We start from the raw sequence: 25,583 nt of genomic DNA, 5'->3' as shown, positions 1-25,583 counted from the left end.
ATGGTCTGCTCGACCTCATCTCCAGCATGTCCTCGAAGTCCACTGCGCCGAGCACGTCGGGCCCCATGCCGGCGGCCACGAAGTGGGCCTCCAGCGCCGTGCGGACGTCGTCGTAGGTCAGGTCGAGGTCCCGCACCAGCGCGGTCGTGGTGGCCCGCAGGGAGTTCAGCCCCGAGAACGCCCGTCCGCAGCCACAGCCACCCGCCGGATCCCTCCGATCGGTGGCGCAGACGAACCCGGCGAACACCAGCTCGCCCTCGATGGCATGGCAGAAGTCCCCGTCGCGGTCACCCTGACCGTCGCGGGTCGCAGTCAGCAGCAACATGGCGCCACCCTGGCGGGCGGGTCCGACAGTTCGGGCGACCCTCAGCTCACCAGGGTGCCCTGGTGGTAGACGACCTCCCAGTCGTCCGCCGTGCGCCGCCAGATGGTCGCCCGGCGGGTGAGCCGGCTGCCCTGTCGCAGGTCGTAGGTCAGCAGGTAGGTCTCCGGCCCGACGGGCAGGCAGTGGAAGTCGCCGGTCTCCCAGGGGTCGTCCGTTCCGCCGCGCTCGTGCCGTTCGCGGACGGTCGCCAGGACGAACTCGCGGCTGTACCGCCGCCCGGACGCACCCACCTCCTCGAACTCGGCCGCCGCCTGGCGGTCCAGCTCCTCGGCCGAGGTGCCGAGCTCCGGGTGGTGGAAGAGCGGTTCCCGCGCCGCCAGCTCGTTCCGCACGGCCGCGAGCGCGGGGTCGGTCACCCGCGACGGCTCCTCGTGCACGGTCCCTCCTCCGCCCGCCGACCGGGCCGTCCCGCCGGGGATCAGCTGGCCATGTCCACGAAGCGGCTGTAATGGCCCTGGAAGGCCACCGTGACGTTCGCGGTCGGGCCGTTGCGGTGCTTGACCAGCATGATGTCGGCCTCGCCGGCCCGCGGGGACTCCTTCTCGTACATGTCCTCGCGGTGGATCATCATGACCATGTCGGCGTCCTGCTCGATCGAGCCGGACTCACGGAGGTCGGACAGCATCGGCTTCTTGTCCTGACGCTGCTCCGAGCCACGGTTGAGCTGTGACATCGCGATGACCGGGACCTCGAGCTCCTTGGCCAGCAGCTTCAGGGCGCGGGAGAACTCCGAGACCTCCTGCTGGCGGCTCTCCACCTTCTTGCCCGAGGTCATCAGCTGCAGGTAGTCGATGACGATGAGCTTGAGGTCGTTGCGCTGCTTGAGCCGACGGGCCTTGGCCCGGATCTCCATCATGGTCATGTTCGGCGAGTCGTCGATGTAGAGCGGCGCATCGGCGATCTCGCCCATCCGGCGGGCGAGCTTCGACCAGTCCTCGTCGCTGAGCGAGCCGGCACGCATGTGGTGCAGCGGGACCTTCGCCTCGGCCGACAGCAGACGCATGGTGATCTCGTGCTTGCTCATCTCGAGCGAGAAGATGGCGGCGGGCATGTGGTGCTTGACCGACGCCGAGCGCGCGATGTCCAGGCCCAGCGTCGACTTGCCCACACCGGGTCGGGCGGCGATGACGATCATCTGGCCGGCCTGCAGGCCGTTGGTCAGCTCGTCGAGGTCGCGGATGCCGGTGGGCACGCCCCGGCTCACCCCGCCGCGGGAGGCGATGGCGTCGAGCTCGTCCATCGTGGGCTGCAGGACGTCGGCGAGACGGGAGTAGTCCTCGCTCATCCGCTTCTCGGTGACGTCGTAGATCTCCTGCTGCGCGCGGTCGACGATGTCGTCGACGTCGCCGCGCCCACCGGCCGCGCCGTAGCCGAGCTGCACCACGCGCGTGCCGGCCTCGACCAGCCGCCGCAGCACGGCCTGCTCGGCGACGATGGCGGCGTAGTAGCCGGCGTTCGCGGCCGTCGGCGTCGACTGGATGAGCGTGTGCAGGTAGACCGCGCCGCCCATCTTCGACAGCTGGTCGGTCCGGTTGAGCTCCGCGGCGACGGTGATCGCATCGGCCGGCTCGCCGCGGCCGTACAGGTCCAGGACGACGTCGAAGATGATCTGGTGCGCCGGACGGTAGAAGTCGGCGCCGTGCAGCACCTCGACGACGTCGGCGATGGCGTCCTTGCTCAGCAGCATGCCGCCGAGCACCGACTGCTCGGCCTGCACGTCCTGCGGGGGCTGCCGGTCGTACTCCGGCGCCGACGCCATCGGCCGGCTGTACTCGTCGGCCACCGCCACGGGGATACCTCCACATCCTTGCGGGCGCGCCCGCGAGCCACTCACCGTGGGGAAGCCGGGAGTTCGGCGGGCGCCGCCGTACCGAACGAGTGTTCGGATGATTGCTACCGCCGGGCACTGACAGTTCGTGCCCGGCGGCAGCTGGGAGGGACGTTAGGAACCCGGAGCGGCGGCGTCCAACACCTCGATCTGCACAACATGTGGACAAGTCGGTGGACGGAGGCGTGTCGACATGTGGAGACGGCCGGGGACACGCTGGGGTCGGCTTCCGGCCACGAGCCGGTCACCTGCGCGGACGTCGTCCCAGGCCTGTGGACAGGAAGTTCCCGGAAAGTTTTTTCCGCCGCTGGCACGCGTGGTGTCGACGGGACGAGGGGGAGCCGCGCAGAGCCCCGAGTCCACCGCCGGCTCCACCGGCGGGGGAGGCCGACGCGGCGACATCGGCGACATCGGCACGGCCTCGACCGCGCGGGAGTGCGACGTCGGCGGTCCCGCACGGCAGCGGCCCCGTGGGCGTGCGACATCGGCCATCTCCCGGGCGGAACGGCGCACGCCCCTCCGGCCCCTGAGGTGCCCGGGAACGCCACGAGGGGCGCCGGACCGTGGTCCGACGCCCCTCGGGGACGGTGCACGCGCTCAGGGCGCGCTGAGCCGGTTCAGCCGGCGACGACCTCGATCGGCAGCGAGGTGCTGACCTCGGGGTGCACCCGCACGGTGACGGTGTGCTGGCCCGTGGTCTTGATGCTGCTGGGCAGCTCGATGCGACGGCGGTCCAGCTCCGGGCCACCGGCCGCGGTGACCGCAGCGGCGACGTCGGCGGTGGTGACCCGGCCGAACAGGCGCCCGCCGTCACCGGCGCGGGCCGGCACGCGGACCTTGAGACCGGACAGCTGCCCGGCCACGGCCTGCGCCTCCTCGAGCGAGCGCACCTCACGGGTGGCGCGGGCCCGGCGGAGGGACTCGACCTGCTTCTCGGCACCCCGGGTGGCCTTGATGGCCAGCCCGCGGGGCAGGAGGTAGTTGCGGCCGTAGCCGCCCTTGACCTCGACGGTGTCGCCGGAGGACCCGAGACCGGTGACCTCCTGCGTGAGGATCAGCTTCAGAGTGCTCATGATCAGCGCGCCGTCGAGGTGTAGGGCAGCAGGGCCATCTCGCGGCTGTTCTTCACGGCCACGGCGACGTCCCGCTGGTGCTGGCTGCAGTTACCGCTGACGCGGCGGGCACGGATCTTGCCGCGGTCGGAGATGAACTTCCGCAGCAGCGTCGTGTCCTTGTAGTCGACGTAGGTCGCCTTGTCCTTGCAGAACTGGCAGACCTTCTTCTTGACCTTGCGAATGGGTGGCTTGGGCACCGGAGTACTCCAGAGAGTTCAGTGGAAGAGGGATCGAGGGATCAGAAGGGCGGCTCGTCGGAGGGGCCGGCCGGCGTCGACCAGGGGTCGCTCGCACCGCCGCCACCGCCGCCGCTGGAGCCGCCGAAGCCGCCGCCACCGCCGCCGCCACCGAAGCCGCCGCCACCCTCACCGCGGGAGGCCTTGGTGACCTTCGCGGTGGCGTAGCGCAGCGAGGGGCCGATCTCGTCGACCTCCAGCTCGATGACGGTGCGCTTCTCGCCTTCCTTCGTGTCGAACGAGCGCTGCTTGAGCCGCCCGCTGACGATCACCCGCGAGCCGCGGGTGAGGGACTCGGCGACGTTCTCGGCCACCTGGCGCCAGACGTTGCACCGGAGGAACAGCGCTTCGCCGTCCTTCCACTCCTGCGACTGACGGTCGAAGGTGCGCGGCGTGGACGCCACGGTGAAGTTGGCGACGGCGGCACCCGACGGCGTGAACCGCAGCTCGGGGTCCGACGTCAGGTTGCCGATGACGGTGATGACGGTTTCGCCGGCCATGCTCAGTGGGCCTCGGGGCGCATCAGCTTCGTGCGGAGCACCGACTCGTTGAGGTTCAGCTGCCGGTCCAGCTCCTGGACGGCGGCCGGCTCGGCCTGGATGTCGATGATCGCGTAGATGCCCTCGGGCTTCTTGTCGATCTCGTAGGCCATCCGGCGACGGCCCCAGATCTCGGTCTTCACGGTGCCACCGGCGTTCGTGACCACGGTCAGGAACCGGTCGAGCGAGGGCGCGATGGTGCGCTCCTCGAGATCGGGGTCGAGGATGATCATCAGTTCGTAATTGCGCACGGAGAACCCCACCTCCTCTGGTCTCAGCGGCCGCAGGGGATCTGCAGCAGGAGGGTCGTACATGCGTTGCGCGCCCCGACGAGCTCGTGGAGTGCCGGAACGCGCGGGCCCAGGCTACCAGTGCGCGGCCTCCCTGCCCCGGGCGTCGTCCACAGGAGCCCGGGAACGGCAGCGGCCGCCGTCCCGGGGAGGGACGGCGGCCGCGGCGACGGCTCGGGGCTACTTCGCGGCGCGGGAGGCCTGGTGGGTGCGGACGAGCGCAGCGCTGACGGCGGCCAGGGCGACGACCGCGACCAGCGCGGCGGCCGGCAGCGGGGCGGCGCTGGCGGCGGTGTCGGCGGTCGTGTCCAGGGTCGAACCCTCCTCGTCGAGGTCGGACCCGTTCAGCCCCGCCAGCTGACCGAACACCGGGACGGTGGCGCCGTCGTAGGTGCCGGCGAGACCGCCGGAGCCCGAGCCGGCCGAACCCGTGGCGCTGCTGCCGGACCCGAGGAAGCGGGACGGGTCGAAGGCCGCACCGGCCGAGTCCGTGCCCGGACTGAGCTGGGCGGCGCCCGCGCCGGTCGGGTACGCGTACTGGTTGCCGGGCACGCCCTCGACCGGCGGCGCGGCCGTCGGCTCCGGGGCGGGTGCCGGCGCAGGGGCCGGGACAGGAGCGGTGGACGGCGGGGTGCTGGTCGGCGGCGGCGGAGTGGGCAGCACACCGGCGGGAGGCGCGGGCAGGGTCAGCGGCGGGAGCTGCGGGACGTTGACGCCCGACAGGTTGGGCAGCGGGACGAGCGTGTTGACCACGAAGGGCGTGGGGGCGGGCAGCGGGGGCAGCAGGCCCAGCGCCGCGTCCGTGAGCACCGAGGTCAGCGAGGCGTTGCTCTGCAGCCGGTAGGTGTAGGTGATCGAGCAGGTCAGGCAGGTGCGGTCGAACGTCTCGGTGACCGAGGCCCCCGGCGCCAGCACCCGCCGGCCGGACGGCAGGCCGAGGGCGACCTCGGTCTTGGCGGTGACGGAGACCAGCGCGGGCAGCAGGCCGCCGCCGACCTGGACGGTCTTGTCCTGGATCTCGTTGACGAAGGTGACCGTGCCGCCGCCGTCGACGGAGACGACGGGCGGCGTGAGGTCGCGGATCGGGACCGTCACGGCCGGCGCGGCGCCGGCCGCCGGGGCCAGCACGACGGAGGCGGCTGCGACGGAGAGCCAGCCGAGGACCGCGACGGCGACCCCGCGCCGTGCGCTCCGGTGGATGCGACCGGTTGCCATGTGCCCCGAACCTCCGACTCGACCTGCTGCTGGGTAACCCCCGTCACGCTGCAGCAACGATGATGTGTGATCGGGGTTACGGCTAAACCTGCGAACAGGGAAGAACTAGGGTTCGACGGCGTGGCCAACCACCCGATCGGCGTACACGTGGGCTCCGCGGACGAGGGACCGCTCGCGGCGGCCGCCGAGATGGACGCCGACGGCGTGCAGATCTTCCTGACCGACCCGCAGAGCTACAAGGCGCCGAAGCCGCGGCCCGACGAGGCCGACCTCCGGGCTTCCGACGTCGCCGTCGTCGTCCACGCGCCGTACATGCTCAACGTGGCGTCGACGAACAACCGCATCCGCGTCCCGGGCCGGAAGCTGCTGGCCCAGCACGCCGCGGCGGCCGCGGCGATCGGCGCGACCGGCCTGGTCGTGCACGGCGGGCACGTGCTGGCCACGGACGACCCCGCCGCCGGCGTGGACAACTGGCGCAAGACCTTCGCCTACCAGGCGAAGGACGGGGGCTTCGCCTGCCCGCTGTTCATCGAGAACACCGCCGGCGGCGGGAACGCCATGGCCCGCGAGCTCGAGGCGATCGCCCGGCTGTGGGAGGCGATCGGCGAGTTCGGCGCCGGCTTCGTGCTCGACACCTGCCACGCCTGGGCCGCGGGCTGGGACCTCGCCACCGCGGTGGACGACGTGCGGGCCATCACCGGGCGGCTGGACCTCGTGCACCTCAACAACAGCCGGGACCCGCACGGCTCCAGCCGCGACCGGCACGCACCGCTGGCCGGCGGGGAGATCCCGACCGAGCTGCTCCTGGAGGTGGCCCGCGCCGCCGACTGCCCGGTCGTCCTGGAGACCCCGGGCGACGCCGCGAGCCACGCCGAGGAGATCGCCCTCGTGCGCAGCGCGCTGGGCTGACCGCCCGCCGTCCTCCCTCGCGGTACGGCGTCCTCCCTCACGGTGGGCGGTGGGGGAGGACGCGCCACGATCAGGGAACCTGATCCCGGACGGGTCGTGGCCGCGGTGACGCACGGAGGGCGTCCGGGGCACGGTCGAGCACTCCGCCCGCGGGGTCGTCGACTCCCGGCCAGCTGGTCCGGACGACGTCCCGGTCCGGCTGCAGCACGTCCCGCACCACCAGGGCCATGAGGACGACGACGGCGACGTCGCGGATGCCCACGGCGAGGAAGAACCACTCGACCTCGATGCCCCGGTTGTCGACGCCCAGGTAGTGCAGCATCGTCGCCACCCAGACCAGCACCTCCGTCGCCTGCCACAGCAGCAGGGACCGCCACCTGGGCCGCGCGAGGACGACGAGCGGGAGCAACCACAGCGAGAACTGCGGGCTCCACACCTTGTTCAGCAGCAGGAACCCCGCGACCAGCAGGAAGGCGATCTGCGGCACCCGCGGTCGCAGCGGCGCCGCCAGGGTCAGCCAGGCCACCCCGAGGCCGAACACCACGAGTGACGCCATCGCCCAGGCGTTGAGCACCGACGGCGTCTGCCCTTCGGCGAGCGGTCCGTCGAACAGCTCGCCGCCGGCAGCGGAGATCGCCATGTTCCAGATCGACTCGGGGTTGGCCCCGCGCTCACGGCTGAACACGAAGAACCACGACCAGTTCTCCGGCGCCGCCAGGGCGACCGGCACGTTGACCGCGGCCCAGGCGACCAGGGCGGCGAGCGCGGTCCGCCACCAGACCGCCAGCCGGCCGGCCCGCAGGCAGAGGAGGAACAGCGTGCCGAGCAGCAGCAGGGGGTAGAGCTTCGCGGCGATCCCCAGCCCGAGGAGGACGCCCGCGAGCACGGGCCGGGAGCGGGCCCAGGCGAGCATGGCGAACGCCGAGAGCGTGGCCGCCAGCAGGTCCCAGTTCGTGAACGCGTGGACCACCAGCAGCGGCGACAGGCCGATCATCGCGGCGTCCCACGGCCTCCGGCCGGCCAGGCCCAGCACCGCGCGGACCAGCAGCAGCGCCAGCGCGGACAGCAGCAGACAGGTGAGCACGTAGTAGCTCTCGACGGGCGGCACGTCGGGGAGCAGCCCGACCGCTGCGGCGGCGCTGTCGTACCCCCGGCTCCCTGCGGCGGCCAGCGCCATCAGTCCGCCGGTGAGGACGGGGTACTCGACCTTCGCGTCCAGGTAGGGCTGCGCTCCGGACCCCAGGCCGTAGGAGCCGAACAGCGGAACGGCGTCGGAGTAGCAGAGGTGGGTGTACTGGCGGGAGCCGCTCCAGTCGCCGCCGGCGCACGGCGCCTGCTTGATCCAGGCCAGGGCGAGGGCCAGGACGACGAACAGCAGGCAGATCCGCAGCGGGGTCCAGAACAGGGCCCGGCCGGTCACCGCGTGCCGGCCCCAGGGGCCGCCCACCGCCTCGCTGGCCTGAGCGGCGACCGGATCGGTCCAGCTCGGCACGACGCGGTCGGGAGACACCGCGGGCCCGCCCGCGGATGCGGACGGGCCCGACGGTGTGCTGGTCACCCGGTCAGTGTGGAGGAACGGTCAGCCGGCGCCCGGCACCGCCGGCTCGGCCGGGGCGGGCGCCCCGCCGGCCGTCCCGCCGCCGGTGCCGCCGGTGCCACCGCTCGTTCCGCCACCGGTGCCGGTGCCTCCCCCCGTGCCCCCGCCGGTGCCACCGGTTCCGCCGGTGCCGTCGGTGCCTCCGGTGCCGGTCTCCTCCTCGACGGTGTCGGCCGGCTCCTCCGTCGGGGCGGTCGTGCTCGGCCGCGCCGGTGTCGAGGTCCGCGGCGCCGAGGTCGTGGTCTGCGGCGCCTGCGACGGCTTCGGGGTCGGCTTCGGCGTCGGCGCGGGCACGCCCTCGCCGGTGTCCCCCTTGATCAGCGGGGCATCGGGCAGGTCCTCCTCGGGCGTGCCCTCGAGGACGGTGTTCATGAACTGCTGCCAGATGTCACCGGGCAGTCCGGAGCCGTAGATGATCGAGCCACCCGAGTTGCGGATGGGATCGCGCCCGTCGGTGCCGATCCACACCGCCGCCGACAGCGACGGGGTGTAGCCGACCATCCAGGCGTCGGAGTTGTCCTGCCGGTTCAGGCCCTGCGTGCCGGTCTTGCTGGCCACCTCGCGACCACCGGCCAGCGCCAGGTTCGAGCTCCGGGCGACGTCGGTGAGCGCGTAGCTGACATCGTTGGCGACGCGGGGCTCGATGACCTGCTGACCGGGGTCCCCGGCGTTCTCCAGCAGGACCGCACCCTCGCTGTCGGTCACCCGGGCGAGGAAGTAGGGGTCCCGGTGGATGCCGCCCGAGGCGAAGGTGGCGAAACCGACCGCCTGGTCGATCGGGCGCATCTCGTACTCACCGATGCCGATCGCACCACCGGTGACGCCGGTGGCGTTGGCCAGCGTCGTGGTGCTGTCGTCCTGCCATGCCTCGGGCAGGCCGGTGGCCGCCAGCGCCGTCTGGCGCACCTCGGCCGGCCCCACCTCGACGGCCAGGCCGTAGAACGTGGTGTTCAGGGAGCGGGTCATGGCCTCGCGGAGGGTGCAGGCGCCGCAGGAGACGCCGCCGGAGTTCACCACCGGGGCCTCGCGGTCGTCGAACTTCTGGTTGTTGCTGCCGTCCCGCCGCGCCGTGACGCTGATGCCGTCCTTCAGCGCGGTCGCCAGCGCGTAGGGCTTCATCGACGACCCCGGCTGGCGCTTGCCCTGCGCGTAGTCGAACCCGAGTCCGTCCTGCCCCCCGTAGTAGGCACGCACCGCGCCGGTCCTCGGGTCGACGGCGACGAGCGCCTCGCGGAGCTCCTCCGGCTCGCCGGTCATGACGTCGTTGACCGCGGTCACGGCCGCGTCCTGGTAGCGCTTGTCCACCGTGGTGATGATCTTGAGACCGCCGCCGTAGATCTGGTCCTCGCTGTAGCGCTTGGCGCGCAGCTCGTCCAGCGCCCGGTCCACGATGTGGCCCTGCGAGTCCGACGGGATGCCCATCGAGGGGGCGACCTTCGGCAGCACCTGGGGGTACACCGACAGGGCGCGCTCCTCGGCCGACAGCCAGCCCTCCTCGACCATCGCGTCGAGCACCAGTCCCCAGCGGTCCTCCGAGCCCTCGCGGTTGCTCTCCGGGTCGTAGGCGCTGGGGCTGCGGATCAGGACCGCGAGCACCGCCGCCTGCTGGGCGGTGAGCTCGGCGGCCGGCACGCCGAAGTACGTCTTCGCGGCCGACTCGATGCCGTAGGCGCCGCGCCCGTAGTAGATGGTGTTGAGGTAGTTCTCGAGGATCTGCTCCTTCGAGTAGTTGTTGTCCAGCTTGATGGCCAGGAAGAGCTCCTGGAACTTGCGGCTGAACGTCTGCTCGGAGTTCTCCAGGATCGCGTTCTTCACGTACTGCTGGGTGATCGTCGAGCCGCCCTGCGTCGAGCCACCGGTGACGTTGTTCCAGGCCGCACGCACGATGCCCGTCGCCGAGATGCCCGGGTCGGTGTAGAAGTCGCGGTTCTCCGCGGCCAGCACGGCCCGCTGGGCCGCCTCGCTCACCTGGTCCAGCGGGACGTTCGTGCGGTTCTCGTCGCCCAGCCGGGCCATCTCGGTGGTGCCGTCGGAGTAGTAGACGACCGTCGTCTGGGCGCTGGTGATCGAGTCGGGGCTGGGCACCTCCGTGCTCGCGTAGACCACGCCGATGAAGACGCCGAGCAGCACGAACAGCCCGCCGATGATGCCGAAGCCGATCTTGAGCCGGCGCCTGCGGCGCTGCTTCTTCGTGCGGGCCGGGCGGCCCTTGCCCCCGGACGGCCGTCCGCCGCCAGGCGGTCGTCCGCCCGAGCCGGGCGGACGACCGGACCCGGGGGGACCGCCGGAGCCCGGGGGACGGCCACCGGAGCCGGGGGGACGGCCGCCGGAAGCGGGGGGACGGCCTGCGCTGCCACCGGCACCGCGGCCGGTCGTCGCGCGACCGCGGCCGGGCGGCGGGACCGCCGGTCGGCGAGCGCCGGAGCCGCCACGCGCAGCGCCACCGCCGCCCCCGGTGCTCCGGGTGCGGGTGGGTGCCGGACGGCGCACCGAACCGGCGCGCGGGCCGACGGGCGAGGTCTCGTCGTGGGGAGGCACGCGGGAGTTCCCCTTTCCTGACTGGTGGTGGGCGACGGGGATGCCCGGTCGCAGCCTTGCGTCTTCAGCTGTGGATGCGGGGGAGGACCCCGTCCGGCGGCGCCCGGTAGGGGCTGCTGTGACGGAGGGGCCCGCCGTGACGGCGTAACCGTCCCGCGGCGGTCGCTAGTCCCTGGCGGTCCGGCGCCGCCCCCGGCGGGGCTGCCGCCCGGGCACGGGCTCGGTACCGAGGACGTACGAGCACTCGAGGTGGTTCCAGCCGCACCCACGGCAGACCTCGACGGCGTACACGGTGAACTCCTCCTGGGCGGCGTCCATCCGGGCCAGCTCGACCGGGGTCTTGGCCTGGCCGGCCACGGGACCGAGGTGGTCGCCGTACACGTAGTTCACGCGGGTGAGGCGCTCCCTGCGGCACACCGGGCAGGAGGTCTCGGTCGGTTCACCGTGGTACTTCGCTGCCCGGGAGAGGTAGGGACTGGCGTCGCAGACCTCGAACAACCCGGTGCGCCCGGCGTACACCTCCGCCAGGACCGCTCGCCGCTGCAGCGAGTAGTCCACGACGGCTCGACGTCCGGGCACGGCGGCCAATGTACGTCCCGGGCCTGTGCGCGGGGGTTTCGCGACGAGCGCCACACCGGCGCGCCGAGCGGGGCCCGGAGGGTCCCCGAAGCGCGCCCGGGACGGGAGCCGAGGACCGCGGGACAGGAACCGCCCCGCGAGGCGGCGCGAGGAGTCGGGGCCGGAGGCCTCGGCGACGAGCGTCGGGGCGAGCTCCGAGCTCCGAGCAGCCGGGGAACGGCACGTGGCCGCGGTGCGACCCGGAGGGTCGCAGATGTCATCTATCGTTGTATCGTCTCGATACATCGACTGTGGGACCCGAGGAGGCGTGGTGCTCGAGTTCGCCATCCTCGGTCTGCTGCAGCAGGCCCCGATGCACGGGTACGAGCTGCGCAAGCAGCTCGCGCAGGTGCTCGGCGGGCTGCGCAGCATCTCCTACGGCTCGCTGTACCCCGCGCTCAAGCGGATGCGCGCGGCCGGGCTCATCAGCAGCGATGAACCCGACCCGCACGCCCTGCTGCCGGCGGACGCGCCCCCGCTCACCGGCCGGCGCGGGAAGGTGGTCTACACGATCACCGCGGAGGGCAAGGAACGCTTCCACGACCTGGTCAGCCAGACCGGGCCGGAGGCGTACGACGACGGCGGGCTCTTCGGCGTCCGCCTCGCCTTCTTCGGGCACACGGCCTCCGACGTGCGACTGCGGATCCTCGAGGGCCGCCGTCGCACCGTCGAGCGGCAGCGCGAAGGGTTGCGGTCCTCACTGTCGCGGACCCGCGAGCGGCTCGACCGCTACACCCTCGAACTGCAACGACACGGCCTGGAGTCGGTGGACCGCGAGGTCCGCTGGCTCTCGGAGCTGATCGATTCCGAACGCCGCGAGGCGTCGGGCAGCACGGCAGGACGCGAGGAGCCGGGCGCCGCACCGGCACCGGCGGCCCCTGCACCGTCATCCGCGGACCGCACCCGGTCCGCGTCCGTCGGACCCGATGAGGGTCCAGGGGAAGGAGAGCCATGGGCTCCGTGAAGGTCGCCATCGTCGGCGTCGGCAACTGTGCCGCGTCGCTCGTGCAGGGCGTGCACTACTACCGCGATGCGGACGAGAAGGCGTCGGTCCCCGGCCTGATGCACGTCCGCTTCGGTGAGTACCACGTCTCGGACATCGAGTTCGTCGCCGCGTTCGACGTGGACGCCAAGAAGGTCGGCCGTGACCTCTCCGAGGCCATCGTCGCCAGCGAGAACAACACGATCAAGATCTGCGACGTGCCGCCGCTCGGCGTCGCCGTCCAGCGCGGCACCACCCTCGACGGTCTCGGCAAGTACTACCGCGAGACGATCGAGGAGTCCGACGAGCAGCCGGCCGACGTCGTCGCGGCCCTGCGGGAGTCCGGCGCCGACGTGCTCGTCTGCTACCTGCCCGTGGGCTCGCAGCAGGCCGCCGAGTTCTACGCGCAGGCCGCGATCGACGCCGGCGTCGCGTTCGTCAACGCCCTCCCGGTCTTCATCGCCGGCACCCAGGAGTGGGCGGACAAGTTCACCGCCGCCGGCGTGCCGATCGTCGGTGACGACATCAAGAGCCAGGTCGGCGCCACGATCACCCACCGCGTGCTCGCCAAGCTCTTCGAGGACCGCGGCGTGCAGCTCGACCGCACGATGCAGCTCAACGTCGGCGGCAACATGGACTTCAAGAACATGCTCGAGCGCGAGCGCCTGGAGTCCAAGAAGATCTCCAAGACCCAGGCCGTGACCAGCCAGGTCGACCGGGACATGGGCAAGGACAACGTGCACATCGGCCCCTCGGACCACGTGCCGTGGCTGAGCGACCGCAAGTGGGCCTACGTCCGCCTCGAGGGCCGCGCGTTCGGCGACGTCCCGCTGAGCCTGGAGTACAAGCTCGAGGTCTGGGACTCCCCGAACTCGGCCGGCATCATCATCGACGCCGTCCGCGCCGCGAAGATCGCCAAGGACCGCGGCGTCGGTGGCCCGATCCTCTCGGCGTCCTCGTACTTCATGAAGTCCCCGCCGGTGCAGTACGACGACAGCCAGGCGCGCGACGCCGTGGAGGCCTTCATCCGCGGCGACATCGAGCGCTGACGCACGAACCCTGACCGAGGGCCCGCACTCCTGCCGGAGTGCGGGCCCTCGTCGCGTCTGCCGGGCTCGGGGCCGTGCGCTCCCTACGCTGACGCCCATGCGGCCCCCGACCCTCGCGCTCCCCGCACTCGGGCTGCTGGTGGCCCTGGTCGCCGGCTGCGCCGGTGACGGCGCACGCCGCGATGCCGGGGACGCCCTCACCGAGGCCGATGCGGCCCTGCTGGCCGGACTGCTGCAGCGCAACCACGAGCAGGGCGGCGCCGACTTCGTGGTCACCGTCCCCTACGGGCGGCAGGCCGTGCTGACCCTCACCGGGGAGGTCGACTTCCGGGCCGGCACCGGCCGGGCGCAGGCGGTGACCAGCACGGGGGGCACCGAGGAGGCCCGCACCGTCTTCTTCACCCGGGACGACCTCTGGCTCGGCGACGTGCCCGGCGTGGCCGAGGCGCTGGCCGGGACGGGGGAGATCTACCTGAGCCGGCCGATCGCCACGGACGAGGAGCAGCCGCCGCTGGTCGACGTCCTGGTGACCGTCGTGCTCGGCCTGGGCGCCGACGACGCCGACGACCCGGCCGCCTTCCTCGACGACGGCTACAGCTGGCAGGGGCGACGGTCGATCGACGGCCGGCCCACCGAGCTGTTCGGCCTGCCCGGCAGCCGCACGGTGGCCGTGTCCTCGACCGACGACGTGCTGGTGCAGTTCGCCACGCCGCTGCCGGCCGGTCCCGGCGCCGACGACCTGGAGGCGACGACGACGCTGGCCGACCACGGCCGCCGGTCACTGGACCTGCCCGCGGAGGAGCAGACCGCCCCCGTGGCCGACCATCCCGAGCTCGCCGCGGCGCTGGGGCTCTGACGCGCCGCCGGGGCGGCGATGTCACGCCCTGGACATGCGGGAAGGGGCGGCCTCTTCCCCAGACCGCCCCTTCCCACGTACTTCCTACCAGATGACGGCGCCTTCGGGCACCGGGACTCAGTTCACCGACGGGTCAGAAGGGGCGGTGCTGAGGACGGCGAGCCGTCCCGTCTGACGGTCCAGCACGCGTCGCCACAGCTCGGGTCCGGAGACCTCGGCCAGGACGTCCTCCGGCGAGCCGGGGACGCAGGCCCAGGCTCCCTCGGCCAGCTCGCCGGCGAGCTGCCCGGGCGACCAGCCCGCGTACCCCGCGAACACCCGCAGGCCCTGCACCCGGCCGGCCAGTGGGTCCGGGGCGACGTCGAGGTCCACCAGGTGGATCCCGTCGGCGACGGGCCGCAGTCCGCTGCCGGGCTCGGGCGCGGGCCCGACGCACCGGGCCAGGCAGAGCGCCGTGTCGGTCTCGCAGGGCCCGCCGACGTGGAACACCGCGGGAGCGACGGCCAGGTCGCACCAGCCGGGCAGCACGTCGCGGATGTCCACCTGGCTGGGGCTGCCCAGGACGACGCCCAGCGTGCCGGTCTCCGAGTGGTCGAGGACGTAGACCACGGCGCCGGCGAAGGTGGGATCGGTGAGCCCCGGCATGGCCACCAGCAGGGAGCCGGGTCGCACGTCGTCGAGCCGGCCGATGGACAGCGCCGGCACGGCCGCACGGCGGCGACCTGTCGCGGGTCGCGCGGGCGGGCCGGACTCGGGATCGGGCACCGGGGTCACCGGACCCAGTGTGCCGCACCGCGGCGCCGTCGGCCTCGTCCCCCGGCCTCCTAGGCTGACCCGGTGCGGGACGCGGGGGCCACGGTGCGGTCGCTGCTCGTCCGGCCGGACTTCCGGCGGCTGTTCGCCACCCGCCTGCTGTCCCAGTTCGGGGACGGCGTCTTCCAGGCCGCGCTCGCCGGCACCGTGCTGTTCAACCCCCAGCGCGCTGCGGATCCGCTCGACGTCGCCGTCGGCTTCGCGGTCCTGCTGCTGCCCTGGTCGCTGGTCGGTCCGTTCGCCGGGGTGTGGCTGGACCGCTGGAGCCGGCGGTCGGTGCTGCTGCGGGCCAACCTCGTGCGCGCCGGGCTGGTGGCGGTCGTGGCCGCGGTGGTGCTGGGCGGCGTCGACGGCGTGCCGTTCTACGCCGCCGGGCTGGTGGTGGTCTCGGTCAACCGGTTCGTGCTGGCGGCGCTGTCGGCCGGGCTCCCGCACACCACCGACGCGCTCGTGCCGGCGAACGCGCTCTCCACGACGTCGGGCTCCGTCGCTGCGGTGGCCGGCGGAGGCGCGGCGCTCCTGCTGCTGCAGCTGACCGGCTCGGGGGACGCCGGGTACGCGGCGATCGCCCTGGCGGCAGCCGCCCCCTACCTCGCCGCCGCCGCGGTGGTCTCCGGCTTCACCCGCGGTCACCTGGGGCCCGACGCCGTCGCCCGGGACGGCGCCCCGCCGGTCCGGACCGTCGCGGCGGGCATGGTCGCCGGGGCACGGCACGCCTGGGCACGGCCGGCCGCGGCGGCCTCGCTGGCCGCCATCGGCCTGCACCGCATCTGCTTCGGCCTGCTGACCCTCATGACCCTGCTGCTCTACCGGGGGCCGCTGGAGGACGCCTCGGGCCTCTTCCCGGGCGGCCTGGCCGGCCTGGGCCAGCTGGTCGCGGCCATCGCGGCCGGTTCGCTGCTCGCGGCGGTGCTCACCCCCGCCGCCGTGCGCCGGTTCGGCCGGGTCCGCTGGACGGTCGGGCTGCTGCTCGTCGGCGCCGTGGCCCAGCCGCTGCTCGGGGCGCCGTTCCAGCCACCCACGGTGATCGCCGGCGGGCTGGTGCTCGGGCTGGTCGGTCAGGGCGTGAAGATCTGCGTGGACGCCACCCTGCAGGGAAGCATCGACGACGACTTCCGGGGCCGGGTCTTCTCGGTCTACGACACCCTCTTCAACGTCGCCTTCGTCGCCGCCGTCCTGGCCGCGGCCCTCGTGCTGCCGCCGTCGGGCCGGTCGGTGCCGGTTCTCCTGGTCGTGGGCGCCGGCTACCTGCTGGCCGTCGCGGCCTACCTCGGCATCCGCCGGCGCCCGGTCCCCGTCCCGGCCTGACCCGGGTCAGCGCTGCTGCGCCGCCCACCACGCGCGCAGGGCCTCCTCGGCCTCGTCGCGATCGAGGGGCCCGCGCTCGAGCCGCAGCTCCTTGAGGAAGCGCCAGGCCCGGCCCACCTCGGGGCCGGGCGGCAGCCCGAGCAGCTCCATGATCGCGTTGCCGTCCAGGTCCGGCCGCACCCTCGCGAGGTCCTCGGCCGCCGACAGCTCGGCGATCCGGGCCTCGAGGGAGTCGTACGTCTCCGCCAGCGCCTGGGCCCGTCTCCGGTTGCGGGTGGTGCAGTCCGAGCGCACCAGCTTGTGCAGGCGGGGGAGCAGGTCCCCGGCGTCGGTCACGTACCGGCGCACGGCCGAGTCGGTCCACTCCCCGCGGCCGTAGCCGTGGAAGCGCAGGTGCAGGAACGTGAGCCGGGAGACCGCCTCGACGACGTCCTTCGGGTACTTCAGCGCCATCAGCCGCTTGCGCACCAGCTTGGCGCCCACCACCTCGTGGTGGTGGAAGGAGACCCGGCCCTTCGGCTCGTGCCGCCGGGTGGCCGGCTTGCCGATGTCGTGCAGCAGGGCCGCGAGCCGCAGCACGAGGTCCGGCGACCCGGAGTCCGGGTCCGCCTTCTCCAGCTCGATCGCCTGGTCCAGGACCGTCAGCGAGTGGGAGTAGACGTCCTTGTGCTGGTGGTGCTCGTCGATCTCCATGCGCAGCGCCGACAGCTCCGGCAGGACGACGTCGGCCAGGCCGGTCGCCACGAGCAGCTCGATCCCGGGGCGGGGCGCGTCCTGCAGCAGCGTCTTGGACAGCTCCGCCTGCACCCGCTCGGCGGTGATCCGGCCGAGCGCGGCGGACATCGCCGTCATGGCGGCGACCACGTCGTCGTCGGGCACGAGCCCCAGCTGGGCCACGAAGCGGACGGCCCGGAGCATGCGCAGGGGGTCGTCGGCGAAGGACTCCTCGGCCGGCCCGGGGGTGCGCAGCCTCCGTCGGATCAGATCGCCCAGCCCGCCGAACGGGTCGGTCACCGTCCGGTCGGGGCCCAGCGAGACGGCCATCGCGTTGACGGTGAAGTCCCGGCGGGCCAGGTCGTCGTCGAGGGAATCCCCCCAGGCGACCTCCGGGTTGCGCGACTCCCGGTCGTAGCGGTCGGCGCGGAAGGTGGTGATCTCCAGCCGGGTGCCGCGGACGTCGGCCCCCACGGTGCCGAAGGCGATCCCGGTGTTCCACGTGGAACCGGCCCAGCCGCGCAGCACCTCGAGCGTCTGCTCCGGCCGGGCGTCGGTGGTCAGGTCGAGGTCGCCGGGGACCGTGCCGTTCCCCGCCCGCCCAGCGCCCGACGCGGACGCCAGCAGCGCGTCCCGCACCGAGCCGCCCACGAGGTGGATCTGGAAGCCGGCGGCGGTGAAGCGCTCCCCGGTCTCCGCGAGCACGGGGGACAGGTCGACCAGGTCCCGCACGGTCTGCTGCACGGCCGGCGGTACGGGCTCCGCGGGCGGACGCGGTCCACCGGCCTCGCTCGGACGACTCGGGGGTTGGGCGGACACGACCAGCCAGGGTAGTGCGAGCAGTCGCGCTACCCTCCTGGCATGGCTGGGACCGGCGGACGAGGGCGCCCCGGCCGTCGCTTGCGCCGGGTCGACGAGACGTCCGCCGGTGGCCTGGTGGTCGCCGACGACGGCGTGCACGGGCCGCGCGCCGCCCTCATCGGGCGCACCGACCGGCGTGGACGCCTGCTGTGGTCGCTGCCCAAGGGGCACATCGAGGCCGGCGAGACGCCCGAGGACACCGCCGTCCGCGAGGTCGAGGAGGAGACCGGGATCATCGGTGAGGTGGTCGCCCCCCTCGGCATCATCGACTTCTGGTTCGTCGCCGACGGCCGTCGCGTGCACAAGACCGTGCACCACTTCCTCCTCCGTGCCGTCGGTGGCGCCCTGTCCGACGCCGACGTCGAGGTGACCGAAGTGGCCTGGGTGCCGTTGGACGAACTCAGCGGCCGGCTCGCCTACGCCGACGAACGTGCCCTCGTCGAGCGAGCACCCGGACTGCTGGCCGACACCGCGTGAGCCGGTCGGCCGCCGGTGGCGCCGGTGGTCGCCCTGCCGCCGCCTCCGGCTCCGTCCGCAGCGGCACCCGGCCCGGGGCGCTGCTGCGCACCGTCGTCACGCTCCTGCTGCTGGCGACGCTCGCGGTCCTCGCACCGCCCGCCTCCGCCGCGCCGGCCGCGGCACCCGTGCCCGCCCTGGCGGACGACCCGGCGGACGACGCCCGCGATCCCGAGCGCCCGGTGCAGATCGAGGTCAGCCGGTTCGAGCCGCGGACCGTGACACCGGGCTCGCTGGTCACCGTGACCGGCACCCTGACCAACACCGGGACCGCGCCGGTCGAGGACGTCAACATCCGCCTGCAGCGCGGGGACGTGCTGCTCAGCCGGGCCGAGCTCGCCGCCGAGGACCTCGACCCGGACCCGGCGACCGCCGTCGTGCCGCCGTTCCAGACGATCGAGGGACGCATCGAGCCGGGCGGTGAGCTGGACTTCAGCTACACGGTGGACTCCGTCGAGCTGCGGCTGGACCGCGACGGCGTCTACCCGGTGCTGCTCAACGTCAACGGCAGCATCGACGGCGACACCCGCCGGGTGGGGGAGCTGTCCACGTACGTCGTCCAGCAGCCGCTCCTCCCCTCCGCCACGACCGCCGTCGCGTGGCTGTGGCCGCTGACCGAGCGCACCCACCGCGACGCCGCCGGCCGGTTCGTCGACGACGGGCTCGCCGAGTCGGTGTCGGACGGGGGCCGGCTCGACCGGGCCCTCGGCGTCATCGAGCGGTTGCCGCGCAGCACGCTCCCCGGCGCGGCTGCCACGGAGCCCGCCCTCCCGGTCACCCTCGCGATCGACCCGGCGCTGGTCGAGGCGCTGCAGCGCATGGCCGCCGGGGACTACGAGGTGGCCGGCGGGAAGGGCGCGGGCACCGCGGCGGCCGCGGCCTTCCTGGAGCGGCTGCGCGCCGTCGCCGCCGTCCACCCCGTGGTGGCGCTCCCCTACGGGGACGTGGACGTCGACGCGCTCGACGCCGCCGACCTCGGCGACGTCGTCGCCCGGAGCCTCCCCGGCACCCCCGCGGGCACCGCGCAGGACCCGCCGGGCACCCCCGCCGGGACGTCGGCCGAGGAGACGCTCCTGCCTGCGGGCGGGTCCGACGTCCCCGCGGCGGAGCTCCCGGCACCCGAGGACGGCGCCGGTGCCCGCATCCTCGCCGGCGCCCTCGACGTGGAGCCGCGGACGGACCTGGCCTGGGCGCCCGGTGGGACGCTGAGCGCCTCCAGCCTGGCGCGGCTCAGCGAGGGCGGGATCGACGAGGTGGTGCTCGCCCCCGGCGCGGTGACCACCGGCGAGTCGGCCGTCGGTCGGCAGGACCCCACCGCCGCCGCGCCCGTCACCCTGACCACGGCCGACGGCGCCGTGGACGCGCTCGTCGCCGACGCGCGGCTGAGCGACGTGGTGGCCCTCAGCGAGCACACCGACGGCGGGCCCCGGCTGGCCCAGCAGCGGTACCTCGCCGAGCTGGCCCTGCTCACGGCGCAGGCTCCGCCGGGCTCGGAGCAGACCGTGCTGGTCGCCCCGCCCCGGGAGATCGACGCCGGTCCCGACGGGGTCGGCGCGATGATGGCCGACACCGCGACGCTGCCCTGGCTCCGTGCCGCCACGGTGGAGTCCCTGGCCGCCGGTCCGCGCAGCGAGGACGGCGCGCTGCTCGAGCCGGTCGACCAGGTCCGCCTGGACCCCGCGGGCCTGGCCGTCGTCGACGAGGTGGTGGCCGCGCGCGACGACCTCGCCGGGGCCGTCGACGGCGATGCCGCCCTCGCGCTGCAGGCCTTCGACGCCGCGGTGTCCCGCGCCACGTCGGTGGCCTGGCGCGACGACCCGATGGGATTCCGCGAGGCCGCCGACGACCTCGCCGCGACCATGCGACGGCTGCGGAACAGCGTGACCCTGCTGGCACCGGCCGACGGCACCTACACGCTGGCCTCGAGCGACGCCCCCCTCGTGCTGACCGTGCTCAACGACCTGCCCTTCGCGGTGCGGGTGCTCCCCCAGGTGCGCTCCCGCGGCAACCGCGCGATCTCGGTCGGCGACGTCGGCATCCAGGTGCTGGCACCCGGTTCCCGCACGGTGCTGCAGGTACCCACCTCGATGCGCCAGTCCGGCGGCGTCGCGGTCACGGCCGCCCTCACCACGCCGGGGGGCGGCACCCTGGGCGAGCGGGTGGAGTTGCAGGTGCGCAGCACGGCCTACGGACCGATCTCACTGATCATCACGATCGGCGCGGCCGCCCTGCTGGGCCTGCTGTTCCTGCGCCGGCTGGTGCACTTCCTGCTGCGCCGCCGCGCCCGCGCCACCGGCTCCGACGCCGGCGTCCCCCCGCTCGGCCCGGACGGTTCGCCGACGCCCGGTCCCACGCGGAGCCCGGTGTGAGCACGGTCCCCGACGACGAGCGGCGCGAGACCCCGGACCGGCCGCGCCCCCCGGCGGGCCGTCCGCTGCCCCCTCCGCCCTACCGCGCGACCCCGCCGGAGGGTGCGGCCTTCGCCGCGCCCGAGGACGGCCGCGCCCCGCTGCCGCCGGTGCCGCCGCCGGTCCGGCGCGGCCACGAGGCCCCCCTCTCCCAGCCCGGCCGTGCCCGCCGGACGCCGGCGCCCGGACCGCTCCCGCCGCTGCCGCCGCTGCGGCACCGGTGGGTCCCCGCGGCCGACGAGACCCAGGTCTTCCCGATGCCGGTGCTGCCACCGGTGCCCCGGACGGTCGACGACACCGATGACGACGTCGAGCAGCGCGAGGGCGCACCCGGCGCCAGCGGGGGCATCCTGCGCGCCGCGGGCACCATGGCCGTGGCCACGCTGGTGTCCCGGATCACCGGGCTGCTGCGGAGCATGGTGCTGCTCGCCGCGCTGGGCGCCAACCTGGTCGGCGACGCCTACAACACCGCCAACACGCTGCCCAACATCGTCTACGAGCTGCTGCTCGGCGGGGTGCTCGCCTCCGTCGTCGTCCCCCTGCTGGTGCACGCGCAGGAACGCGACCGGGACGGCGGCACCGCCTACGCGCAGCGGCTGAGCACGATCGCCATCGCCGGGCTCGCGGTCGTCACCGTGCTCGCCGTCCTGGCCGCCCCGCTGCTGACCCGCCTCTACGGCATCCAGGACGACCCCGAACAGGTGCAGCTGGCGAACTGGCTGGCCCGCATCCTGCTGATCGAGATCGTGTTCTACGGCATCGGTGCCCTGGCCCAGGCGATCCTCAACTCGCGCGGCGTCTTCGGGCCACCCGCCTGGGCGCCCGTCCTCAACAACGTGGTCGTGATCGCGACCGGCCTGCTCTTCCTCGCCGCGAGCGGCCCGGGTGACCTCTCCCCGGTCACCATCACGCCCTTCCAGGTGTGGCTGCTCGGGATCGGGACCACGCTCGGGATCGCCGTGCAGGCCCTCGTGCTGCTGCCCCTGCTGCGCAAGGTCGGCGTGCCGCTCCGCCCCCGCTGGGGGCTCAGGAACACCGGCCTGCGCGAGGCGGGGACGTTGGGCCTGTGGGTCATCGGGTACGTCGCGATCAGCCAGATCGGCGTCATCGTGGCCACCCGGGTGGCCAACGAAGCCGGCCGCCAGCCGGACGCCATCGGCTCCTTCGGTCTCGCCAACGCCAGCCTGCTGTTCCAGATGCCCTACGGGGTCATCGGGGTCGCCCTGCTGACCGCCCTCGTGCCGCGGATGAGCCGGGCCGCCGCGCGGCGCGACGTGCCGGGGGTGGTCTCCGACCTGTCCCTGGGAACCCGCCTCTCCGCGGTGGGCCTGCTGCCGGTGGCTGCCGCGCTGACCGTCCTCGGCCCGTCGCTGGGCATCGTCGCCTTCGCCCGCGGCAACACCTCGGTGGAGGAGGCGGAGGCGATCGGCACGGCGCTGGCCATCGGCGCCTTCGGCCTGCTGCCCATGGCGGTGACCCTGCTGCAGCTCCGGGTGTTCTACGCCATGAAGGACGCCCGCACGCCCACGGTGATCCAGCTGGGCATGGTCGCCGTCCGCGTGCCGCTGCTGCTGGCCGTCCCGGCCCTCGTCGAGCCGGAGCACGTGGTGGCCGGGCTGATGCTCGTCACGAGCCTGACCTACGTGGCCGGCTGGGTGCTCGGCGACCTGGCGCTGCGCCGGCGGCTGGGTGCGCTGCGCACCGGGGACGCCCTCGTGCACGTGGCCCGGGTGGCTGCGGCTGCGGTGGCCGCGGGCCTGGTCGGCAAGCTTGTCCTGATCGTGACCGATGACCTGCTCGGATCGTCCACGGCAGGGTCGCTCGGCCGGGTGCTGCTCGGTACCGTGGTCATCGGCGCCGCGGCTCTCGCAGGTCTCGTGGTCGCCCGCGTCCCGGAGATCCGCGAGCCCCTGGCAGCCGTCAGAGCGCGCGTCCGGCGCGGATGACCGGTCCTCCGCGGGACGCGGTGCCCACGCCGGTGCAGACGCACCGGCCGCTCGAGCAGGACAGGAGGTCGACGGTGTCGATGACGTCCACGGTCACCGGCCTCCCGGAGCGCTACCGGCCACTGGACCAGGTAGGGCCCGACGAGCAGACCGAGACCGGCGTCATCCAGACCTGGCGGGCCAAGGACCGGATCCTCAACCGCGACGTCGCCGTCCGCGTGCACACCCCCGCGGGCCCCGCCGCGCACGCCTGGATCACCCGGGCCCTGACCGCCGGCGGCCTGGCCACCCCGGCCCTCGCGATGGTCTACGACGCCTCCGAGGGCAGCGTGGGGACGCCGGGGGACGAGTCGTCACCCGGTGGAGCGGCCTACGTCGTCAACGAGTGGATCGACGGCGAGACGCTCGCCGACCGGCTGGCCCAGGGCCCGCTGCCCGAGCGCGAGGTGCGCACCGTGCTGCGCCGTCTCGCCGACGGCGTCGCCGAGGCCCACCGCGTCGGCCTGGCCGTCGGGGGACTCACCCCCGAGAACGTCGTGCTGCGGCCCAACGGCCTGGTGGGCCTGCGCGGTGTGCCCGCGGCCACCGGCTCGTTCGACGGCGACGTCGCGGCGCTGGGCGCCCTGCTCGACGCCTGCCTCACCGGTCTCCGGCCCGGAGAGCGCGAGCCCCGGCCGCTGAGCGGTCCCTCGGACCTCGTGGCGCTGGCCCGGCGGGCGCGGTCGACCGAACCCGGTCAGGCCCTGTCCAGCGTGGCCGCCATGGCGGCCATCCTGGCCGAACGCCCGCGCAGCCGGCCGTCGACGGGCGGCTCCCGGGCCGACCGGAACGAGAGCCAGCGATCGGACCGGCAGCGGTCCGAGGCGCCCGTCCGCCTGAACCCCGGCACCCTGCCGCCCGTTCCCCCGGTCCGCCCGGCCGGGCCGGGCACCGCGGTGTCGCCGGTCGTCCTCGGGGGCGACACCGTCACCGCCCAGTCGGTCGTCCCCACCTCCGGTGCCTACGCGGGCGCTCCGTACCAGCCATCCGATGACGTCGCGCCGCTGTCCGACGACCTCTACTCCGACCCGGGGACCGGTTCCACCGCCTACGACGACGACGAGGACGGCGCACGCCGGCACAAGCTGCTCGTCGTCGGCCTGCCCCTGCTCGCGCTGCTCGTGGTGATCGCGCTGGCGTGGTGGGTGGGCACCAGCCTGCTGTCGGTCGCCGGCTCGGTCGACGAGGACGCGCCGCCGTCGATCAGCGTGCCGACGGCCGGTTCGTCCGACGGGGGCGAGGACGGTGGACCCGTCGCGGGCCCGGGCGTGGCCATCAGCGGCGCCGGGATCTTCGACCCGGGCGGCGACGGGGAGCCGGAGAACGACGGCGACGTCCCGCTCACCTACGACGGCGACCCCGCGACGACGTGGTCGACGCTGACCTACCGGGGATCGCCGGCCTTCGGCAACCTCAAGCCCGGTGTCGGTGTGCTGTACGACCTCGGCAGCGCCGAGGAGCTGGCCGGGATCACCGTGACCACCCCGACGCCCGGCGCGACCGTGGAGGTCCGGACCGCACAGGCCCCGGCCGGCGCCCTGGAGGGCTTCGACGTCGCCGCCGCCGGCCGGCTGGAGGAGACCACCGAGCTCTCCTTCGACGAGCCGGCCCAGGCCCGCTACGTGCTGCTCTGGATCACCGGCCTGGTGGACGGCCCCGACGGCTTCTCCGCCCAGATCGGCGAGGTCACGGTCCAGGCGGCCGGCTGATCCTCCCCGGGCGGGCCACTCCTCGGCGGAATGCCGCCCCTACGATCGTCGTTGTGCAGCCCGTGAGTGACTCCCCGACGCCCGGTCCCGCCGTCACGACGGAGGAGATCGTCGACCCTGTCATCCCGCCGGCCGAGCACGACGGCGTGCGCGACCTGATCATCATCGGCTCCGGCCCGGCGGGCTACACCGCGGCCACGTACGCGGCCCGGGCCAACCTGCACCCGCTGGTGTTCGAGGGCTCCCAGTTCGGCGGCGCGCTGATGACGACCACCGAGGTGGAGAACTTCCCCGGCTTCCCGGCGGGCATCCAGGGCCCCCAGCTGATGGACGACATGCGCACGCAGGCCGAGAAGTTCGGCGCCGAGCTCGTCCCCCGCGACGTCACCGAGGTCGACCTCACCGCGACCCCGAAGATCGTGAAGGTCGGCGACGAGGTGCACCGGGCGCACGCGGTCATCGTGGCCACGGGCTCGAAGTACCGGTACCTGGGCCTGGAGAACGAGCAGCGCCTGCTGGGCCGCGGCGTCTCCGCCTGCGCCACCTGCGACGGCTTCTTCTTCCGTGACCAGGACATCGTCGTCGTCGGCGGTGGGGACTCGGCGATGGAGGAGGCCACCTTCCTCACCCGCTTCGCCAAGAGCGTCACCGTCGTCCACCGGCGGGAGGAGCTGCGCGCCTCCAAGATCATGCAGAAGCGCGCCCAGGACAACGAGAAGATCCGCTGGGCGCTGGGCAAGCAGGTCACCGAGGTCCTGGGGGACAGCACCGTCTCCGGCGTCGAGCTGACCGACGGCAGCGGTGCCACCGAGACGCTGCCGGTGAGCGGACTGTTCGTGGCCATCGGCCACGACCCGCGCACGGAGCTGTTCGTCGGCCAGCTCAAGCTCGACGACGGCGGCTACGTCCAGGTGGAGCACCCGACCACCCGCACCAGCATCGAGGGCGTGTTCGCCTGCGGCGACGTCGTCGACCACATCTACCGCCAGGCGATCACCTCGGCCGGCACCGGTGCGGCGGCCGCGATCGACGCCGAGCGCTGGCTCGCCGACACCTTCGACGAGCGCTGAGCGGGCATAGAACCACCGTCCCGTGGGTTCTCCCCACAGGAC

The 25,583-nt window shown here is 73.8% G+C and carries 22 protein-coding genes and 1 pseudogene; 10 read left to right on the top strand and 13 right to left on the bottom strand.

Going from position 1 to position 25,583, the window contains the following annotated elements; all coding sequences use genetic code 11:
• Window positions 1–55: 55 nt before the first annotated feature.
• From ACI793_RS05450 to ACI793_RS05415, 8 genes and pseudogenes are all read right to left on the bottom strand, one after another.
• Window positions 56–325: pseudogene (locus ACI793_RS05450) on the bottom strand (DUF7715 family protein); the annotation flags it as partial.
• 41 nt (window positions 326–366) lie between these two features.
• Window positions 367–762 carry a nuclear transport factor 2 family protein gene (locus ACI793_RS05445; protein ID WP_456605348.1) on the bottom strand — a complete coding sequence of 132 codons (396 nt, stop codon included), beginning with the start codon at window positions 760–762 and terminating at the stop codon, window positions 367–369.
• Between the two features lie 41 nt (window positions 763–803).
• Entirely contained in the window at window positions 804–2,174 is a 1,371-nt protein-coding gene (gene dnaB / locus ACI793_RS05440; protein ID WP_456605347.1) for a replicative DNA helicase, read from the bottom strand.
• Between the two features lie 656 nt (window positions 2,175–2,830).
• Window positions 2,831–3,286: a 50S ribosomal protein L9 gene (rplI, locus tag ACI793_RS05435; RefSeq protein WP_456605346.1), complete on the bottom strand. Its 456-nt coding sequence runs from the start codon at window positions 3,284–3,286 to the stop codon at window positions 2,831–2,833.
• Window positions 3,287–3,288: 2 nt separating this feature from the next.
• Complete coding sequence (gene rpsR / locus ACI793_RS05430) at window positions 3,289–3,525, bottom strand: 30S ribosomal protein S18 (protein WP_026856604.1); 237 nt, start codon at window positions 3,523–3,525, stop codon at window positions 3,289–3,291.
• 41 nt (window positions 3,526–3,566) lie between these two features.
• On the bottom strand, window positions 3,567–4,064 hold the full coding sequence (locus tag ACI793_RS05425; protein ID WP_456605345.1) for a single-stranded DNA-binding protein: 498 nt from the start codon (window positions 4,062–4,064) through the stop codon (window positions 3,567–3,569).
• Between the two features lie 2 nt (window positions 4,065–4,066).
• Complete coding sequence (gene rpsF, locus ACI793_RS05420) at window positions 4,067–4,354, bottom strand: 30S ribosomal protein S6 (RefSeq protein ID WP_456605344.1); 288 nt, start codon at window positions 4,352–4,354, stop codon at window positions 4,067–4,069.
• A 219-nt stretch (window positions 4,355–4,573) separates the two neighbouring features.
• Window positions 4,574–5,608, bottom strand: a complete 1,035-nt coding sequence (locus tag ACI793_RS05415) for a hypothetical protein (RefSeq protein WP_456605343.1) — start codon at window positions 5,606–5,608, stop codon at window positions 4,574–4,576.
• 120 nt (window positions 5,609–5,728) lie between these two features.
• Between ACI793_RS05415 and ACI793_RS05410 the strand changes: the two genes are divergently transcribed.
• Complete coding sequence (locus ACI793_RS05410; protein ID WP_456605342.1) at window positions 5,729–6,517, top strand: deoxyribonuclease IV; 789 nt, start codon at window positions 5,729–5,731, stop codon at window positions 6,515–6,517.
• A 70-nt stretch (window positions 6,518–6,587) separates the two neighbouring features.
• Here the strand turns inward: ACI793_RS05410 and ACI793_RS05405 are convergent, their stop codons facing one another.
• From ACI793_RS05405 to ACI793_RS05395, 3 genes are all read right to left on the bottom strand, one after another.
• Entirely contained in the window at window positions 6,588–8,075 is a 1,488-nt protein-coding gene (locus ACI793_RS05405; RefSeq protein WP_456605341.1) for a glycosyltransferase family 87 protein, read from the bottom strand.
• Window positions 8,076–8,096: 21 nt separating this feature from the next.
• On the bottom strand, window positions 8,097–10,244 hold the full coding sequence (locus ACI793_RS05400; RefSeq protein ID WP_456605340.1) for a transglycosylase domain-containing protein: 2,148 nt from the start codon (window positions 10,242–10,244) through the stop codon (window positions 8,097–8,099).
• Between the two features lie 573 nt (window positions 10,245–10,817).
• On the bottom strand, window positions 10,818–11,231 hold the full coding sequence (locus ACI793_RS05395; RefSeq protein ID WP_456605339.1) for a DUF5318 family protein: 414 nt from the start codon (window positions 11,229–11,231) through the stop codon (window positions 10,818–10,820).
• Window positions 11,232–11,541: 310 nt separating this feature from the next.
• Here ACI793_RS05395 and ACI793_RS05390 point away from each other — a divergent pair, with 310 nt between their 5' ends.
• The 3 genes from ACI793_RS05390 to ACI793_RS05380 all read left to right on the top strand — a co-directional run bounded on the left by ACI793_RS05390 (window position 11,542) and on the right by ACI793_RS05380 (window position 14,157).
• Complete coding sequence (locus ACI793_RS05390) at window positions 11,542–12,234, top strand: PadR family transcriptional regulator (RefSeq protein ID WP_456605338.1); 693 nt, start codon at window positions 11,542–11,544, stop codon at window positions 12,232–12,234.
• Window positions 12,222–13,301, top strand: a complete 1,080-nt coding sequence (locus ACI793_RS05385; RefSeq protein ID WP_456605337.1) for an inositol-3-phosphate synthase — start codon at window positions 12,222–12,224, stop codon at window positions 13,299–13,301. Before ACI793_RS05390 ends, ACI793_RS05385 begins: the two co-directional genes overlap by 13 nt.
• A gap of 97 nt (window positions 13,302–13,398) precedes the next feature.
• Complete coding sequence (locus tag ACI793_RS05380) at window positions 13,399–14,157, top strand: hypothetical protein (protein ID WP_456605336.1); 759 nt, start codon at window positions 13,399–13,401, stop codon at window positions 14,155–14,157.
• 117 nt (window positions 14,158–14,274) lie between these two features.
• Here the strand turns inward: ACI793_RS05380 and ACI793_RS05375 are convergent, their stop codons facing one another.
• Window positions 14,275–14,931 (bottom strand): YqgE/AlgH family protein, encoded by a 657-nt coding sequence (locus ACI793_RS05375; protein WP_456605335.1) that lies wholly within the window; start codon window positions 14,929–14,931, stop codon window positions 14,275–14,277.
• 63 nt (window positions 14,932–14,994) lie between these two features.
• Here ACI793_RS05375 and ACI793_RS05370 point away from each other — a divergent pair, with 63 nt between their 5' ends.
• Window positions 14,995–16,278, top strand: a complete 1,284-nt coding sequence (locus tag ACI793_RS05370; RefSeq protein WP_456605334.1) for an MFS transporter — start codon at window positions 14,995–14,997, stop codon at window positions 16,276–16,278.
• Window positions 16,279–16,284: 6 nt separating this feature from the next.
• On the opposite strand, the gene ACI793_RS05365 is transcribed toward ACI793_RS05370, so the two are convergent.
• A complete protein-coding gene (locus ACI793_RS05365; RefSeq protein WP_456605333.1) occupies window positions 16,285–17,736 on the bottom strand; it encodes a CCA tRNA nucleotidyltransferase in 1,452 nt (483 codons plus the stop codon).
• 117 nt (window positions 17,737–17,853) lie between these two features.
• Here ACI793_RS05365 and ACI793_RS05360 point away from each other — a divergent pair, with 117 nt between their 5' ends.
• The 5 genes from ACI793_RS05360 to trxB are packed head-to-tail and all read left to right on the top strand — an operon-like array spanning window position 17,854 to window position 25,541.
• Window positions 17,854–18,330 (top strand): NUDIX hydrolase, encoded by a 477-nt coding sequence (locus tag ACI793_RS05360; protein WP_456605332.1) that lies wholly within the window; start codon window positions 17,854–17,856, stop codon window positions 18,328–18,330.
• Window positions 18,327–20,738 (top strand): hypothetical protein, encoded by a 2,412-nt coding sequence (locus ACI793_RS05355; protein ID WP_456605331.1) that lies wholly within the window; start codon window positions 18,327–18,329, stop codon window positions 20,736–20,738. The genes ACI793_RS05360 and ACI793_RS05355 overlap by 4 nt, the downstream gene beginning before the upstream one ends.
• Entirely contained in the window at window positions 20,735–22,723 is a 1,989-nt protein-coding gene (gene murJ, locus ACI793_RS05350) for a murein biosynthesis integral membrane protein MurJ (protein WP_456605330.1), read from the top strand. The genes ACI793_RS05355 and murJ overlap by 4 nt, the downstream gene beginning before the upstream one ends.
• Window positions 22,720–24,471: a hypothetical protein gene (locus tag ACI793_RS05345; protein ID WP_456605329.1), complete on the top strand. Its 1,752-nt coding sequence runs from the start codon at window positions 22,720–22,722 to the stop codon at window positions 24,469–24,471. The genes murJ and ACI793_RS05345 overlap by 4 nt, the downstream gene beginning before the upstream one ends.
• 53 nt (window positions 24,472–24,524) lie before the next feature.
• On the top strand, window positions 24,525–25,541 hold the full coding sequence (trxB, locus tag ACI793_RS05340; protein ID WP_456605328.1) for a thioredoxin-disulfide reductase: 1,017 nt from the start codon (window positions 24,525–24,527) through the stop codon (window positions 25,539–25,541).
• Window positions 25,542–25,583: the final 42 nt, after the last annotated feature.

Source organism: Blastococcus sp. SYSU DS0617 (assembly GCF_054051075.1).
Note: the sequence above shows the minus strand (reverse complement) of the source record. Positions and strands in the feature narration are given on the sequence as shown.